This window comes from Streptomyces caniferus (genome assembly GCF_009811555.1).
Lineage (GTDB): Bacteria > Actinomycetota > Actinomycetes > Streptomycetales > Streptomycetaceae > Streptomyces > Streptomyces caniferus.
In genome coordinates this window covers 377,065-393,359 of record NZ_BLIN01000005.1, presented here as the reverse complement: position 1 = coordinate 393,359, position 16,295 = coordinate 377,065, and the positions used below count along the sequence as shown (strand labels likewise).

Sequence of the window (16,295 nt, the reverse complement as noted above, 5' to 3'; positions counted from 1 at the left end):
CACGGCGGACCCTGATGGCCTCATGACGGCGTCGGGCAACAGCAGGCGGAGCGGACGACTGCCCTCCATGGGTGGGCTTCACCCAGACCGGGAAGGGGCCGACCCGGCGCCTGCCAACGAGTCAGAGTTGCGTCAACGTCTTCGCGCTCTGGGGCAGCATTTGCCGGTGGGAAGTGACGATGCTCAGGAGAATGCCGCACGCCACGGTGCCACGACTGCCACGTCGCAGGACCTGTCGTCAGATGCCCTCCGCGGTGCCGCCCGGCATGCCGCTTTCCAGAAGAGAAGCACCCGTTTCCGTAGTGGGGCCCGTGAAGGAGTACGTGATGGCGTGGGGCAGCGCGACGACTGTTGGGCCGGGCTCGCGGCCCGGCAGGCTGAAGGTCTTTCTCGGGGCTGCCCCCGGGGTGGGCAAGACCTACCGGATGCTGGACGAGGGCCGGCGCCGGTTCATGCGCGGCACGAAGGTGGTGGTGGCCTTCGTCGAGTGCCACCACCGTCCCGTCACCGAGGCCATGCTCGAAGGTCTCGACGTACTGCCGGGAGTGCCCTGCGGGCATCGAGGTACGGACATCACCGAACTCGACCTCGACCTGGTGCTGGCGCTGCGACCGCAGGTGGCCCTCATCGACGAACTCGCCCACACCAACGCGCCGGGCTGCCGCAACACCAAACGGTGGCAGGACGTCGAAGAACTCCTCGCTGCCGGGATCGACGTGGTTGCCACCCTGAATATCCAGCACCTGGACTCGCTCAGCGATGTGGTCGAGAAGATCACCGGGGTGCCGCAGTACGAGACCGTGCCCGACGAGGTCGTCCGCCGGGCGGACCAGATCGAGCTGGTGGATCTGCCGGCGGAGGGGCTGCGCCGCCGTATGGCGCACGGGAACATCTACCCGCCCGAGAAGGTCGACGCGGCGCTGTCCCACTACTTCAGGGTCGGCAACCTCACCGCGCTGCGGGAGCTGGCGCTGCTGTGGGTGGCGGGCCGGGTGGATGAAGCGCTGCGCAAGTACCGGCACGAGCACGGTATCGGCCGCTTGTGGGAGACCCGGGAACGTGTGGTGGTCGCGCTCACCGGCGGCCCGGAAGGCGCGACCCTGATCCGCCGCGCCGCACGGATCGTGGACCTCCCCCGCGCTCTCAACTCCGACCGGGCAGGAGGGACCCCCGTCTCCGGCGGGGATCTGCTGGCCGTCCACATCACCCGTAGCGACGGCCTCGCCGATTCGTCTCCCGCCGCGCTGGCAGGGCAGCGGCAGTTGGTGGAGAGCCTCGGCGGCAGCTACCACTCCGTGGTCGGCGGCGATGTGCCCCTCGCCCTGCTGGACTTCGCCCGCGCCCAGAACGCCACCCAACTCGTCATCGGCGCAAGCCGCCGGGGCAGGCTGCGGCGGCTGCTGACGCCCCGCGGCGTGGGTGCGACCGTGGTGGAGCTGTCGGGCGATATCGATGTCCACACGGTCGCTCACGAGCATGCCGGTCAGGGGAGGAGAGGGGCAGGCCCGGGCCCTGGTCTGCCGCGCTCGCGCCGCGTGGCCGGACCGGTGGCCGGACTCGTACTGCCCGTGCTGCTGACCGTGCTCCTGCGGGCGGTCTCCGAGCCCCTCGCGCTCAACCTCACCAGCGAGGCCCTGCTCTTCCTGCTCACGGTGCTGGGTGTGGCCTGCATCGGTGGCGTGGTCTCCGCACTGCTCGCATCCGTGACGACCTCGCTGCTGTTGAACCACTACTTCATCCCTCCCCTCGACCACCTCACCTTTGCCGAAGCCAATATCGTCGTCGCCCAGGCCGCCTTCACCACCGTCGCCGTCACCGTCGCAGCAATCGTCGACCGCTCGTTGCGCCTGAACCGGCGGGCCGCGCGGGCGACCGCGGAAGCCGAGACCCTGACCTCGTTGGCGGGTGACATCTTGCGCGGGGACCGTGCCGTATCCGGACTACTGGAACGGACCCGCGAGACCTTCGGTATGGAGAGCATCCGGCTGCGGCCCCGAGAGGGGGAGCGGGACTCGGGTGCCGTGAGCGATCCGGCGCCGGAACACGAAACCAAGATCGCAATAGGAGGCGATAGCGTCCTGGTGCTCAGTGGGCGCCGGCTGTCCGCCTCCGAGCACCGCGTGCTCACCGCCTTCGCCGCGCATCTGACCGCCGCCGTGGAGCGCGCCCGGCTCGCCGAGGCAGCCGCCGAGGTCGAGCCGGTCAAGGCTGCCAACCGCATGCGTACCGCACTCCTCGCCGCGGTCGGACACGACCTGCGGACGCCCCTGGCCGGCTGCTGGGCCGCGGTCAGCTCACTGCGCAGTCACGAGGTGGACTTCTCGCCCGAGGATCGCGAAGAACTTCTGGCCACCGCCGAGGAGTCCCTGGCCAAGCTCAGCCGCCTGGTCGACAACCTCCTCGACATGAGCAGACTCCAAGCGGGCGCCCTGACGCTCCGCCTGGAACCCATCGCGCTCGCCGAGGTCCTTCCCACCGCCCTGGACACCCTTCCCGACTCACCACCACAGGCGCACGTACACGCGGTCACCCACGGGCTGGAGACCGTTCCCGACGTACTCGCGGACCCACCGCTGCTGGAACGCGTCATCGCCAACCTGGTGTCCAACGCCGTGCGGCATTCGCCCGCCGGGCGCCCGGTCACGATCGGCGCCAGCGCACTGGCCGGGCGCGTGGAACTGCGGATCATCGACCGCGGGCCCGGTATTCAACTAGCCGACTGGGAGAGGGCGTTCGAGCCCTTCCAGCGACTCGGGGACACCGACAACACCACTGGCCTCGGGCTCGGCCTCGCGCTCTCCCGTGGCCTCACGGAGGCTATGGGCGGCACCCTTACCCCCGAGGACACCCCCGGAGGCGGCCTGACGATGGTCGTCTCCCTGCCGGCCGCAACCGTTCCGGTAGCGGTACCCGCCGGGCAGGAAGCCCGCACAGTACGCAGGCGGCCTGAGACGTATCCCTGAGCGAGCCGCGTGCCGGCCGCGGACAGTTGTGCAGGGACCGCGCGCAGGGCGTGTACGGAGCCCGACTCCTCCGGCCTCCGCTGCCTGGCTTGTTCTCAAGGGGGTGGCCGTCAGTGTTCTTGATGTGTTCCAGACGGGAGCACACGCGGATGTGGGCCGATCGAGTGCATCCGCTGTTGGAATTCCGTTAGGAACCGGCAGCGACATACGCATGCCATCGGGTGGGCCGCCACGGTGGAGTGGACAGGTGCGGGCAGAGACGCGTGGAGGTTCCTGATGTGCGGAGACAAGACGCCGGCGGTGCCGTCATGAGTGTGGAGCGCGTAGTAGGGCTGCTGGTGGCGGCATCATTGATCGGGCTTCTTGTGCTCGCCGTCAAGTTCCCGGACCGGTTCTGAAGGGCCCGGCAAGCACCGGGGGGCGGCGCTGGGCCGGGGCGCGATAACGCGTAACTCCGGCCGCGCGACGCCCGACGGGCCGTTCTCGCGGTGACCGTTCCTACCCGGTCCTACCGGGCAGCCATCACCCGCACATCGCCACTGATGCGGGCGTGACACAGCGGTTGCCCGAGCTCATTCGTCGCCGAGTCCGGCGTCTTCGAGGTCCAGCCGGCGTTGCAGCCGGCGGCGGGTGAGGTCGCTGATGTGGTTGTCCGCGTACAGGCGCTGGAGTTGTGCGGTTTCGGCGGCTATCACGGTGCGGCGCAGTTCCCGGTAGCCCGTGGCGGCGGAGAACGGAGTGGCGGTGTCATCTTCCTGGTCGGCGTCGGCCTGGTCGAGCCGGGCCAGCAGGCCGCGGCGCAGCTGGTTGACGAGGGTGGCCGGCGCGGCCTCGACAGCTTCCAGTTCGTCCAGACAGTCCAAGCCGGCCTTGGCGAGTCCGGCGCGGGCACGGGCCTCTTCGCGGGCGGTGTGTTCCGGCTGTAGGGCGATCTTGGACCAGCGGACGACCGGGGCCAGGGTGAAGCCCTGCAGTACGAGAGTGAAGACGACGACGCCGGTGGTCAGGACCAGGATCAGCGAGCGGTGCGGCAGCGGGCTGCCGTTGTCAGCGGTCAAGGGGATGGACAGCGCCGCGGCGAGCGGCATCACGCCACGGGTGCCGGCCCAGGAGACCACCGCGGGGATGCGCCAGGTGACCGTGCCATTGCCACGGCGGCGCTGCATGACGGCGGAGAGGGGGAGGACCCCGAGGAGCCGTACGGCGATCACCGTGGCAGCCACCGCCAGTACGCCGAGTGGCCAGCCGCGTTCGTCAGAGTTCAACTGGCGTACGAGTGCGGGTAGTTCGAGGCCGATGAGAGCGAAGACGACGCTCTCCAAGAGGAAGACCACCGTGCCGTAGACGGCGTGCACTTGCAGACGGATGGTGGCGTTGGTGAGCTTGTGGCCGGTGCTGCCGAGCGCCACTCCCGCGACCACGACCGCGGTTACGCCAGAGGTGTGCAGGTCCTCGCCGAGGACGTAAGCGGCGTACGGCGTCACCAGGGCGATCACCGTCTCCAGGGTCGGGTCCTCGGTCCGCCGCCGGATCAGCGCCACTACGCCCGCTACCGCGCCACCGACCAGCACCCCTCCTCCGCCCAGCACCAGGAACTGTCCGCCGGCCGCCGGAAGCGAGACCGCATGGGCCGCTATGGCGGTCCCCACCGCGACCTTGAAGAGGACCAGGCTGGTGGCGTCGTTGAAAAGGCTCTCGGACTGGACGAGCACCTGGATGCGAGGCGGTAACGCGATCTTGCGCCCGAGGGCCGTCACGGCAACCGGGTCGGTGCTGGCCAGCACCGCGCCCAGGACGCATGCCATGGTGGTGGTGAGAGGGGTGACCGCGGACGCCACGGCCCCCACGGCCGCAGCGGTGGCCAGCACCAGCCCGAAGGCGAGAACGGTGACCGGCCGCCACACCAGGCGCAGTTCGCGCCAGGGGATCTCCTCGGCGGACGCGTACAGCAGCGGCGGCAGCACGACGACGCTGATCACGTCGGGAGCCACTTGGACGTCCGGAATCTGGGGCAGCAGCCCGATGAGCACACCCCCTACGACCAGCAGCGAGGGAGCGGGAATGCGCCAGTGCCGGGCTCCGGTGGCCACCAAGGTGGCGAACACGACGAGAAGGAGGAGGGCAGTAAGGTCGGTCACGTACTCATCTCTCGATGGTTTCGGCCATGGCTGAACCGCCGCCGACCAGACTTCCCGGCACTCCGCAAGGCAACTTACCGGGTGTTGTCGGGTTGCTGCCACAGCCCTGACACCCGGGCTGTGGCAGATCGGCCTGCACGGCGTCGCCCTCGCGGCCCGGCACCAAGAGACCTGGGACCCGGGCCCGCCAAGGCGCCCCTGCCTGCCTCGGCCAGCGCTCGCAGGAGGGCTTACCGCAACCCGGAAACCTCCAGGACCGCGCGTGCCTCCTGCCCGTCGATCCGGTCCGCCAGTTCCTGGAGCACACGCGTCCCGTGCCGCAGCGTGCCGCGATGGAGGGAGCGGCGGATTCCGGTGTCGAGCCGGTGCCAGAGGAGCGGATTGGTGTCCAGAACCCGGCGGTCCAATGCCAGCCACCGTCCGGAGGCGTCCCGTAGGACGAGGTGCACGGCGACGCTGCCGTAAAGCCGCACGGCGACCAGCGCATCGGTACGTACCCGGCGCTCGCCCATGAGGCCGCGTACGGCCAGCCACCCGTCGCCTGCCGTCACGCGCGTCGGCAGAAGGACGGCGAGGACGCCGGCCCCGAGCACGGTCCAGAGCACGGCACGGGGCAGCGTGAGTGCACCGGCGCCCCAGTCGAGCAGCATGATCAGACCGACGAACGCCAGGGAGTACTGGAGGGCGCGCCGCGCATCCGTACGCCAGTGACGGTCGACGGCTGTGTCCGGCCGTCCGGCGTGCGTCGCCGTGGCGGGAGCGGTTCGCCGTCCCATGCCGCAGAGATTAGGCGGGATGCGTGCGGGCGCTGATTCTCCCGACGTTTCCCTGATGCCGTGTCGGGTGTCTTTGACGCACCCTTGGCGTGGAGCGGTGCCCGCGTTCAGCCGACATGAACGCGGGGGCGGCGGTCGCGGTTCGGTTCGGCCTCGCGGAGGACTTCGCGGGTGACCGGGGCGACTTCGCCCTGGCCGAAGAGGAAGAAACGGAGGAACTGGGCGAAGGGGCTGCCTTCGGTCCACTCGAAGTAGATGTGCGGCCGCTGTCCGGTCAGGTCGCGGGCGTGCAGCAGCAGGGCGGCCAGCGCGTTGGAGATGGTGGAACTCTCCAGGCAGAGCACGCGGTAGCGGCCGTGCAGGACCTCACCGCGTACCCGTAGTTCGCTCTCGAACTCGGAGGGGTCGCCGACGGTGACCTCGACGAAGATGAAGTCCTCGGAAGCGGGGAGGTCGTTGTCCGTACGGATCTGCTGAAGTTTGTCGCGGTACTCGGCCACATCACGCTGGTCGGGCTCGTTCGCGATGAAGCGGATCTTGCGGTGGGCGGTGTCGCGGATGAACCGTTCGGCCTTCTCGTCGAGTACGACGCTGGTCACGCGTAGCTCGAAGGCGCGGGCGAGGCGGGAGAGGAACGAGACCAGGATGATGCCGGCGATGAAGCAGGCGCCGATCTTGACGCCGTCGGGGCGCTCGATGACGTTCGTCACGGTGGTGTAGAGGAACACCAGCGAGATCGCGGCGAAGCCGATCGTCCAGCCGCGTTCCCGGGCCCGCCGGGCGGCGATGGTCACGGCGATCGCGGCGGAGCTGATCAGGACCAGGACGCCGGTGGCGTAGGCGCCGCCCTGGGCGTCCACGTCGGCGTTGAAGATCCAGGTGACCAGGAAGGCGACCAGGGTGAAGACCAGCACCATCGGGCGGACCGCCCGCGCCCAGTGGGGCGCCATCCCGTAGCGCGGCAGGTACTGCGGCATCAGGTTCAGCAGGCCGGCCATGGCCGAGGCGCCGGCGAACCAGAGGATGGCGATGGTGGAGACGTCGTAGACCGTGCCGAAGGCGGAGCCCAGGTACTCGTGGGCCAGATAGGCGAGGGCGCGGCCGTTGGCCGAGCCGCCGGGCTGGAACGCCGGTTCCGGGATGAGCACGGTGGTGATGAAGCTGGTGATGATGAGGAAGACGCTCATGATCACGGCGGAGGTGGTGAGGAGTTTCTTCGCGCCGCGGATACGTCCGGTGGGGCGCTCCTCGGTGTCACCGGGGTCGCCTTCGATATGCGGCATCACCGCCACGCCGGTTTCGAAGCCGGACAGGCCCAGCGCCAGCTTCGGGAAGACCAGCAGGGCCACGCCGACCATCGCCAGCGGGCTGCCGTGTTCGGCGGTCAGTGCCCGGGACCAGTCGGTGACGACATGCGGAGCGGTGACCAGATGCCACAGTCCGGCGACGACCACGGCCACATTCAGGCCGAGATAGAGGGCGACGAGGACGACGGCCACCCCGATCGCCTCCAGGAAGCCCTTGAGGAACACCGCGCCGAGCAGGGCGATCAGGATCAGGGTGATCAGCATCTGCTGGTGGTGCAGGGCGCTGCTGACGTGCGGATTTTCCACGAGGTGGGTGGCGGCGTCGGCGGCCGAGAGGGTGATGGTGATGAGGAAGTCGGTGGCGGCGAAGCCCAGCAGGGTCAGGACGAAAAGCTTGCCTTTCCAGAAGGAGAGCAGGCGCTCCAGCATGGCGATCGAGCCCTGGCCGTGCGGGCTCTCCTTCGCCACCCGCCGGTAGACCGGCAGCGCCCCGGCGAGCGTCACGAGGACCAGGACGATGGTGGCGATCGGGGACAGCAGCCCGGCCGCCAGGGCGGCGATGCCCGGCTGGTAGCCGAGGGTGGAGAAGTAGTCGACACCGGTCAGGCACATCACCCGCCACCAGCGCTGCCCCGGGTGGGAGCTCACCGGCCCGGTGTGCGCCCCTTTCTGATGCTTGGCCATATCGGACAGGCCTTCCAGCATCCAGGCGTGCAGGCGCTGCCGCGCCGTGGCCCGGGAGGAAGCACCGGCAGGGACGGTGGCGGCCATCGTGTGCTCCTGTCGTACCGCGAAAAGAGTGCAGCCATCGGCGCGATGGCCACGTCAGGGTACGCAGGCATGGCATTTTCGCCATCGTGTTCGTCAGTATGCCGGCCTCGTGTCCCCGGAACGGTGGGTCAGCGCGCCGGGGGCACGGCGGGGCGGCGAAACGTCCAGCGAGCTCGGGCCGGTCCTGAGAACGGGGCCGACTGTCAGGGCTTGGTGGCCGAGGTGCGCAGCATCAGATGACACGGGTGTTCCTCGCCGCTCCGAAGGAAGCTGAGCCGCAGATGGATCTCATACGCCTTGGCCGCCAGGGCGGGCCGGGCGGAGATACTGCCGTTGGTGTGTGTGCCGTCGTCTGCGGCTCCGTAGGCGCCGCCCCAGTCGAAGTACTCGTTGCCGACGTCGTCCATGGCCTCAAGGGCCAGGAGCACGGGGGTGTCATCGGCGGCGTTCGGCAGGGGCGGCGCGATCGTGTACTGGACGACGAAGCAGTTCTCCTGCCGTTTCAAGTCGTGGACGGTCAGTTCGTGGGCGCCGTTGAGGATCTTCACCGCGGCGAGGGGGTTACGGTGCGGCTTCATGGCGACTCCTCGTTGCCGGGGGAGGGGTTCAGACGGTGAGGCCGGCGACATGGCGGGCCGGTTGTCCGGTGAGGTAGTGGACATGCTCGTGCTCCAAGCGGAAGCCGGCGGTCCAGGCAGCGAGCCGACTTGGGCGGTTGTCGCGGGAGCACGTCCAGCTCGGGGTGTGACCGCGGGCGGCGATGTCCTGGCACAGGGCGGTGACGCAGGCCAGTGCGAGGCGCTGGCGGCGGTGATCGGGGACGGTGACGCAGGCGACGTCCTCATAGGTGGTGCCGCGGAAGTAGGTACACGCCACGGCGAGCACACGGTCCTTGGCGAAGGCCGCCCAGCCGTGACCGGACGCGGCCAGACCCGACGGGCTACCCCAACTGGCTTGAATCCACGCCGACTCGGGTCCCAGCGCGGCGAGCGCGGTCTCGTCCCCCAGGGCCAGCCGGCGCACCGTCACACCGTGGAGCGGACGCGGAGACGGCACGGAGACCCGATGCACGTAGGTCATCCGCTCCCAGGGCACGAGCAGATCGAAGGCGCTGCTCAGCAGAGGAAGGAAGCGGGCCGGGGCCTGCACATGGTGCGCGGCGAAGGGAGCGAGGGCGAGCGGAGGCAGGGCGGTCGGGTCGCCGCGGAGGAGGAGATGGCCGGCGCAGGCCACGACGACGGTGCGGGGGGCGACGGCACGGTCGGCCCACCAGTCTCCGGCACCCGGGGCCAGCGCATGTTCAGCCAGCGCTGTCATCCCGGGCGGGCCGCCCAGGAACCAGGGCAGGAGATCCGGAAGCTGTGCGGGGGAGAGTTTGATCAAGGAGGCTCCTTGTGGTGGTCGCGGGGTGGCCCGGAAGGGGCCACCCCGCTCGGCGGGTCAGCGCGCTCCGGCCGTGCTGCCGTGGTTCGCCTTCTTCTCGTGGCGGGCCTTCAACTTGCGGGAACGCTTGGACACGGGCGTACGGTCCTTTCGCCGTCGGGAGAACGCCTGGTGATCCTTCAGGCGTGGTAGCCGACCAGCTGGTCGGCGAGCTTGGTGAGGCGCTTGACGGTGCGGTCCTCGGTGGCGGCCTGAGCGGGTTCGACGCGCTGGTCACCGTCGTAGTAGGCGCCGTTGACGATTTCGGTGGCCGGGTCGCAGAGACGTACGACAGAGGTGGCGCCCTCTGCTGCGGTCGCACCGCTGACCGCGTAGAGCGACAGCAGATCCGTCTCGCAGACCCCCGGGTGGACGGAGACGGCAGTCACCCTCGGATCGGCGGCGAAGACGGTGAGCGCGAGCTGCGACTGGGCGTAGGCGGCGAGCCGGGAGTAGCGGCGGGCACGGTGCGGGTCGCTCCACTGGATGGACGCGGTCCGGTGCAGCGACGAGGACACATTGACGACGCGGCCGCCGCGTTCGCTGGTGAGTGCAGGCTCCAAGAGGCAGGTCAGCAGGTAGTGGGCAAGGAAGTTGACCTGAAAGGCGATCTCGTTGCCGTCCGTGGTGAGGGTGTGCCGCTCGGGGGCGGCCATGCCGGCGTTGTTGACCAGAACGTCCAGGCGGGGGTGCTCGACGAGGACGCGCCGAGCCATCGCCTCGACCTCCTCCAGGTACGTGAAGTCCGCGTCGAATCCACATAGTTGGGCGCCGTCGATACCCGCGGTGGCGATGAGCCTGTCGGTGGCGGCCTGCGCCTCCTGGGCGGTACGGCCGTGCACGAGGACAGTGGCGCCACGTTCGGCGAGCTGCCGGGCGGTTTCGAAGCCGATGCCGGCGGTCGCGCCGGTCACCAGGACGGTACGGGAGGAAAGGTCGAAGACGGACATGGTCCATTCCAAGAAGGGAGTCAATGGGAAAAGGCTGTAGCGCACCGAGCCGGCCCCTCCGGGGCGGCGGTATGCGGGTACGAAAATGGGGCACCCGGTCGTCAGCTCAGGGCGCCCCGTTGGGATCCGGGAGACGGCTCAGATGGCGGCGGAACTCTCCGGGCAGCGCGACGCACGACATGGACCCGCCGGATGAGGCGGACGGTCGAGAAGAAGCCATGCGCTGTTCACAGCACCATCAAAGGCAATGCCGCACCCGTCTTCAAGAGTTCCGCGCGCCTCTTGACGCACCCCTGATGAGCTGCGCCTTGGACGGATGAAGAGCCCAACTGCTGTGCCATAAAGGATTCGACAAGAAGGATCACCACCGGTCTTCGGGTGGCGCAGCGTGATCCTAGACTCGCTTGCCACGGCACTCTTGACGCCATGTCATTGTCGGGTGTCGGTACGAAAGGGGGAACACATGGCCAAGGGTGAATCGTTAGTCGATGCGGCGGCACTTTCGCAGTTGGCGAAAAGCTTCGAAACCTATGGGGCCGATCTGGAGAGCTATCTCAAGGAATTCCGGGCCAAGACCGACTCCGAGGTGATCCACGACGGATTCGGTGTGCTCACCGAATCCGAGGAAGTCACCTCTGCCTATATCGAGATGTCCACCGACATGGTTGAGTCGCTGCAGGCCCTGCACAAGCATCTGGACCACATCGCTGATGGGTTGCGCCAGGTTCAGCACAACGCCACGACGACCGACGAGTCCCTCGCGACCGGCTTCCACCAGGGGCGTCAGGCATGAGCGGTGACGAGTCGGTGGCGGAGCAGGTCTACGAGGCCGGCCTGGAGATCATCAATCCCGGCGGTGAACCAGACGTATTGCGCTCGGCCGCGAAGGGCTGGCGGGACCTTCACGACAACCTCCAGACCATGTTCCGGGACATGGACCGCGAGGTGCAGCGGACCCTGGAGTCCCACTGGCGCGGCCCGGCGGCGGCCGCATTCGCCGAGCACTGGAAGAGCCTCGATACGGCGATGAGCAAGACGCTGCCCCAATTGCCCGAGGCGGCAAAAAGCCTCGATGAGGCCGCGGACACCATCGAGGACATCAACGCCCAGATCCACGAGATCTACCTGGAGATCGGCATCTCCATCGGAATATCCGTTGGCCTGTCATTCCTGACCATGGGTTTCTCGGCGGCCGCGGGGGCCGCCCGAGCCGCCCAGCTGGCCACCAAGGCAGCCAAACTCGCCAAGACGCTGGGCACGATTCTGCGGAAGGTCGGAGCGGCGTTCAAAACCATCTCCCGACTGGCGAAAGAGCACCGCTTCCTGAAGAACGTCCTGGTCAACTGGACCAGCAACACCGGCGGCACGGTCATCACCAACGCCCTCACCGGCCAGGAGACCGATCTGGGCGACGCGGTCTGGCAGGGCGGGCTGTCGTCACTCGTCGGCACGGGACCGGGGATGCTCGCGACGGCGGGCGGCAAAGCGCTGGGCAAGGGTGGCTCGGGATTGCTCGCCGATATGGTGGGAGGCGGTGTCGGCAGCGCCTCCGGCGGTCTGGCTGTGGACGGCGTCAGGAAGCTCCGCGGCGACACAGACGTCGAAATGGGCTGGGATGCCCTCGTCAATGGAGCCACCGGAGGCGCGGGCGGGGCTGCCGTCCACGGAGTGAATACACACGTGCCATCCGGCCGGGGGCCGCACTTCTCGGTCGAGGGGCCGACACAGGGAATCATCTACGGCGGTGGAGGAGCCATCGCCAAACCGATTCACGATGCCCTCGACGACGAGAAGAAGAGCGAAGCCACCGCGCCACCACAAGGGTTGCAAAAGAGATCGGTGAAGGACGTTTTCGGGTGAGGGAGCGAGATCTTGGAACCGCTGCGGCGTCGGCGCTGGCCTGGGCCGGTGCCGCGGCGTTTCTGCTCTGTCTGCTGGTCCGGAAGATCGCACCGTTTCCGCGCTGGGATCTGCTGGCCTGCCTGGCGTTCTCGGCGGTGGCTTTTCTGGCGTGGTGGCTGCGGGCAACCGGACGGTGGCATTCCCGGTTGGGAGGGCTCGTACCGCCGGCGTTCGGGCTGAAGATGGGGCGACGGTGGTGGCCGCCACTGCGAGGTATGTGCATCTTCCTCGCGGTCTGGGGCTTGTTCGGCCCCTTCTTCCTGCTCGGTATTTCGGCTGGAGAGAACACCCCGCGACTGACCGCCATTACCCAGCATGACCACCGCTATGCGCCTGTCACGATCACGCAGATCCACCACAAACACCGGAATCAATCCAAGACCGGCACGACCTACACCTACGCGGTCACCGTCGAGGCGCCCGCCCCCGGTGAGCACAGCAAAGCTCTGCGCCTGGACGGGGAAGCCAAGTCCTCATCCGGCAACTGGTCGATCGGGGACCGGCTGAGTGGTCTCTACGCTCCGGACGCCCCCTCCCTGGGCATCATCCTGACCCCCCGTCGGCACCTCGCCTCCCTTCTGGGAGGCCCCGCCTCACCGGGTGAGATGGGGATGTTGGCCCTCTTCGAAGCCATCCCCCTCGGCATGTTCCTCGTGCTCGTCAGGTCCGGGGCCAAGGCCGGGGCGGAACCGATGACGCCCAAGACTGTGCTCGGTGACCGTCCGGCGCGCAGGCTGCGGGTGGATGTCGCAGGTGGGGCAGCCGGGCAATGCGTGACGTCACCCGACCCGCGAAAGGCGTCCCGCTCCTCTCACCACGAGAACCCCGAGCCCGCTTCCCGTCTGCATCCCGCTGTGCGTCTGTCGTCGCCCGATGGCACCCGTGACCTGTTCATCGACCGGTGCCTCGACCCACAGGCCCTCACCGGAGCCCTCGAAGGCCGGTCCGGGTGGCTCTACTGGGCACCGGCCCCGGAGGAGCCATCGGACCGGTCCGTCGCGGCCCTGCTGGTCCTCGACGACGACCGGTATGTCTACGGGCTGACGCCCCCGGGAAGCGATGCCGGCCTCCCGCAGGGCGAGTCGGCCGCGCTGACCGGCCCGGACGCCCGTCCGTTGCGAGCGGTGGGACCGTACGCGCTGTGGCAGCCGGCCGTGCACGGACCGGGAATGTACGGGTTCGGCCTGGGCTTTCTTGCCCTCTGTCTGATCGTCGCGGGGGTCGACTACGACGGCGGGCCAGTGCTCGGCATGTGCTTCGTCACCGCCGTGGCAGGCCCGGCGGCGGGGCTTATGACGATCCTGCGTCGGCGCATGGTCTTCCTGCGACGCCTGGCACGCGAAACCGGTGGCAGGGAGGAAGCAGGCACTGTTCCGCAGCCCTGAAACCTGAGGCCCGTCCGGCGGATCACTACCCCACTTGCCCTCTCCCACGTGCGGAACTAAGCGAGTCCCACCGGTTCCTCCTCCGCCGCTGCCGCTCGCAAGGAGAGGACCATGGTCAGCCCGCCGCCGGGCGTGTCCTCGGGGGTGAGGGTGCCGCCCATCGCCTCGGCCAGGCCCCGGGAGAGGGCGAGACCCAGGCCGAGGCCGCTCGTGTTGTCGTTGTCGCCCAGGCGTTGGAAGGGGACGAAGATCCGGTCGCGGTCTTCGGGGCGGAGGCCGGGGCCCCGGTCGATGACCCGCAGCTCGACGCGTGAGCCGAGAGCGCTGCCACTGATCAGCACCCGGTGGTCTGCGGGGGAGTAGCGCACGGCGTTGACGACCAGGTTGGCGATGACGCGCTCCAGCAGGGGCGGATCGGCGAGAACATCGCAGATCTCCGCCAGGCCCTGGGACTCGACCGGTACCGAGGGCGTGGAGAGGGTGTCGAGTGCCAGGGGGAGGACGTCGGCGAAGGCCGTGGGCTGAAGGTGCAACGTCAGGGCGCCGGCCTGGAGCCTGCTCATGTCGAGGAGGTTGTCCACCAGGCGGTTCAGCTTGGCGAGCGACTCGTCCGCCGTCGCCAGCAGTTCGTCCCGTTCGGCCGCGGAGAAGTCCACGTCCGTACTGCGCAGTGAGCTGATGGCGGCCCGCCCACCGGCCAGTGGTGTCCGCAGGTCGTGGCTGACCGCGGCGAGCAGCGCCGTCCGCATCCGGTCAGCCGCCTTCACCGGTTCGACCTCGGCGGCCGCCTCTGTCAGGCGGGCGTGGTCCAGGGCAGCGGCGAGGTGGGCCGCGAAGGCGGTCAGCACCCGGTGTTCGGAGGAGGGCAGGCGGCGACCCCGCAGGACGAGTATGCGGTCCGGCCCGGCCGGTACCTTGACGAGTCCCTCGCCCCGCTCAACCGTCTCTTTCTCCTGGCCCGAACGCGGGACGAGTTCGGCGGACTCCATCCCGAAGGCCTCACGGGTGCGCTCCACGAGGATCGGCACCGCTTGGTCACCGCGCAGGATGTTCCCGGCCATGGAGGAGAGGGTCTCCGCCTCCGCCGTGGCGCTGGCGGCGCGCCGGGCGAGCCGCAGTGAGCGGTCGACGAGCGCCGCGACCGTGACGGCGACCAGCACGAAGACGGCCAGCGCGAGCGCGTTGTTGGGCTCGGTGATGGTGAACTGGTCGCTTGGCGGGATGAAGTAGTAGTTCAGCAGGAGGGAAGCGGTGAGCGAGGCGAGCAGCGCGGAGACGACGCCGCCGAGGCAGGCCACGCCGATGACGGTAACAAGGAAGAGCAGGGCCTCGCTGGTCAGGTTGAGCGTGCCGCGGGTCTGGGCGAGGACGACGGTCAGCGCCAGAGGGAGGACGAGGCCGGCCACCGGCCCCGCGACCCGTCGTGAGTGCGGCAACTCCCGGCCGGGCACCGGCATCCGACGTCCCCGGCCCGCTCGTTCGTGGGTGACCATGTGCACGTCGATGTCACCCGAGAGCTCGACGGTGTCCTCGCCGATGCCCCGCGGTGCCACCAGGCGGGACAGCCAGCTGCGACGGCTCGTCCCCAGCACGAGCTGGGTGGCGTTCTCGGCCCGCGCGAAGTCCAGCAACGCGGTGGGCACATGGTCGCCGACGACCGAGTGGTAGCTGCCGCCCACGCTCTCGACCAGTTCCCGTTGTTTCGCCAGTGCGGCGGGCGAGGCGTCGGCGAGGCCGTCACTGCGGGCGACATGGACGGCCAGCAGATCACCGCCCGATGAGCGGTCCGCGATCCGCTCGGCCCGGCGGATCAGCGTCTCGCCCTCCGGGCCGCCGGTGAGCGCCACCACGACGCGTTCGCGGGTCTCCCAGACCGTGCCGATGCCGTGCTCGGAACGGTACTTCTGCAGCGTCTCGTCCACCCGCCCGGCGACCCACAGCAGCGCGAGTTCGCGCAGGGCGGTCAGGTTGCCGACGCGGAAGTAGTGCGCGAGTGCGGCATCGACCTTCTCCGGCTGGTAGATGTTGCCGTGTGCCATGCGCCGGCGCAGCGCCTCGGCGGGCATGTCGACCAGTTCGATCTGGTGGGCGCGGCGCACGATCTCGTCGGGGACGGTCTCCCGCTGCGGAACACCGGTGATCTTCTGCACCACGTCGTTCAGCGACTCCAGGTGCTGGATGTTGACGGTGGTGACGACATCGATCCCGGCGGCGAGCAGCTCTTCGATGTCCTGCCACCGCTTGCCGTTGCGGCCGCCGGGAACGTTGGTGTGGGCCATTTCGTCGACGAGTGCGACCTCGGGATGGCGGGCGAGCACACCGTCGAGGTCCATCTCGCTGAATGTGCCGCCCCGGTACGTGCGGTGGGTCCGGGGAAGTATCTCCAGCCCTTCGAGTTTCTCCTCGGTGTGCGGCCGGGCGTGGCACTCGGCGTAGGCCACCACCACATCCGTGCCGCGCCGGGCACGGCGCCGCCCCTCGTCCAGCATCCGGTAGGTCTTGCCGACCCCCGGAGCCGCCCCGAGGAACACCTTGAGCTTTCCTGGCCGTACGCCTGACGTATCGGCTGCGACAACTTTCGGTGCCACCGAAAGCCCCTCCCTGAGCGGTCGTGCACAGCGCCACGGCGCCTGCCGCCGCGAGCGGAATCGCGGGCGGCCGTGCGGCATGGGTGATGCACC

The 16,295-nt window shown here is 69.1% G+C and carries 12 protein-coding genes; 4 read left to right on the top strand and 8 right to left on the bottom strand.

The window, feature by feature from the left end; all coding sequences use genetic code 11:
• Positions 1–326: 326 nt before the first annotated feature.
• Positions 327–2,963: a sensor histidine kinase gene (locus Scani_RS18465; RefSeq protein WP_159477444.1), complete on the top strand. Its 2,637-nt coding sequence runs from the start codon at positions 327–329 to the stop codon at positions 2,961–2,963.
• A 572-nt stretch (positions 2,964–3,535) separates the two neighbouring features.
• Here Scani_RS18465 and Scani_RS18460 read toward each other — a convergent pair.
• From Scani_RS18460 to Scani_RS18435, 7 genes are all read right to left on the bottom strand, one after another.
• Entirely contained in the window at positions 3,536–5,101 is a 1,566-nt protein-coding gene (locus Scani_RS18460) for a Na+/H+ antiporter (protein WP_159477441.1), read from the bottom strand.
• 230 nt (positions 5,102–5,331) lie between these two features.
• Positions 5,332–5,877, bottom strand: coding sequence for a hypothetical protein (locus tag Scani_RS18455; RefSeq protein ID WP_159477438.1), 546 nt, complete (start codon positions 5,875–5,877; stop codon positions 5,332–5,334).
• A 107-nt stretch (positions 5,878–5,984) separates the two neighbouring features.
• Positions 5,985–7,955 (bottom strand): APC family permease, encoded by a 1,971-nt coding sequence (locus Scani_RS18450; RefSeq protein ID WP_159477435.1) that lies wholly within the window; start codon positions 7,953–7,955, stop codon positions 5,985–5,987.
• Between the two features lie 203 nt (positions 7,956–8,158).
• Positions 8,159–8,533: a hypothetical protein gene (locus Scani_RS18445; protein WP_159477432.1), complete on the bottom strand. Its 375-nt coding sequence runs from the start codon at positions 8,531–8,533 to the stop codon at positions 8,159–8,161.
• A gap of 28 nt (positions 8,534–8,561) precedes the next feature.
• Positions 8,562–9,338 carry a GNAT family N-acetyltransferase gene (locus Scani_RS18440; RefSeq protein ID WP_159477429.1) on the bottom strand — a complete coding sequence of 259 codons (777 nt, stop codon included), beginning with the start codon at positions 9,336–9,338 and terminating at the stop codon, positions 8,562–8,564.
• A gap of 57 nt (positions 9,339–9,395) precedes the next feature.
• Entirely contained in the window at positions 9,396–9,473 is a 78-nt protein-coding gene (locus Scani_RS42415; protein ID WP_486388691.1) for a hypothetical protein, read from the bottom strand.
• 44 nt (positions 9,474–9,517) lie between these two features.
• Positions 9,518–10,327 (bottom strand): SDR family NAD(P)-dependent oxidoreductase, encoded by an 810-nt coding sequence (locus Scani_RS18435; RefSeq protein ID WP_159477426.1) that lies wholly within the window; start codon positions 10,325–10,327, stop codon positions 9,518–9,520.
• A gap of 463 nt (positions 10,328–10,790) precedes the next feature.
• On the opposite strand from Scani_RS18435, the gene Scani_RS18430 reads away from it, so the two are divergent.
• The 3 genes from Scani_RS18430 to Scani_RS18420 are packed head-to-tail and all read left to right on the top strand — an operon-like array spanning position 10,791 to position 13,614.
• Positions 10,791–11,120, top strand: a complete 330-nt coding sequence (locus Scani_RS18430; RefSeq protein WP_246295985.1) for a hypothetical protein — start codon at positions 10,791–10,793, stop codon at positions 11,118–11,120.
• A complete protein-coding gene (locus Scani_RS18425; protein ID WP_159477423.1) occupies positions 11,117–12,187 on the top strand; it encodes a WXG100 family type VII secretion target in 1,071 nt (356 codons plus the stop codon). The genes Scani_RS18430 and Scani_RS18425 overlap by 4 nt, the downstream gene beginning before the upstream one ends.
• Positions 12,184–13,614 carry a hypothetical protein gene (locus Scani_RS18420; protein ID WP_159477420.1) on the top strand — a complete coding sequence of 477 codons (1,431 nt, stop codon included), beginning with the start codon at positions 12,184–12,186 and terminating at the stop codon, positions 13,612–13,614. Before Scani_RS18425 ends, Scani_RS18420 begins: the two co-directional genes overlap by 4 nt.
• A 56-nt stretch (positions 13,615–13,670) precedes the next feature.
• On the opposite strand, the gene Scani_RS18415 is transcribed toward Scani_RS18420, so the two are convergent.
• Positions 13,671–16,202, bottom strand: a complete 2,532-nt coding sequence (locus Scani_RS18415; protein ID WP_246295983.1) for a sensor histidine kinase — start codon at positions 16,200–16,202, stop codon at positions 13,671–13,673.
• Positions 16,203–16,295: the final 93 nt, after the last annotated feature.

Excerpts from the sequence above, each read along its gene's own strand:
- Scani_RS18465 (WP_159477444.1), top strand. The coding sequence starts at position 327 with ATGGCGTGGGGCAGCGCGACGACTGTTGGGCCGGGCTCGCGGCCCGGC.
- Scani_RS18455 (WP_159477438.1), bottom strand. The coding sequence starts at position 5,877 with ATGGGACGGCGAACCGCTCCCGCCACGGCGACGCACGCCGGACGGCCG.
- Scani_RS18450 (WP_159477435.1), bottom strand. The coding sequence starts at position 7,955 with ATGGCCGCCACCGTCCCTGCCGGTGCTTCCTCCCGGGCCACGGCGCGG.
- Scani_RS18445 (WP_159477432.1), bottom strand. The coding sequence starts at position 8,533 with ATGAAGCCGCACCGTAACCCCCTCGCCGCGGTGAAGATCCTCAACGGC.
- Scani_RS18435 (WP_159477426.1), bottom strand. The coding sequence starts at position 10,327 with ATGTCCGTCTTCGACCTTTCCTCCCGTACCGTCCTGGTGACCGGCGCG.
- Scani_RS18430 (WP_246295985.1), top strand. The coding sequence starts at position 10,791 with ATGGCCAAGGGTGAATCGTTAGTCGATGCGGCGGCACTTTCGCAGTTG.
- Scani_RS18425 (WP_159477423.1), top strand. The coding sequence starts at position 11,117 with ATGAGCGGTGACGAGTCGGTGGCGGAGCAGGTCTACGAGGCCGGCCTG.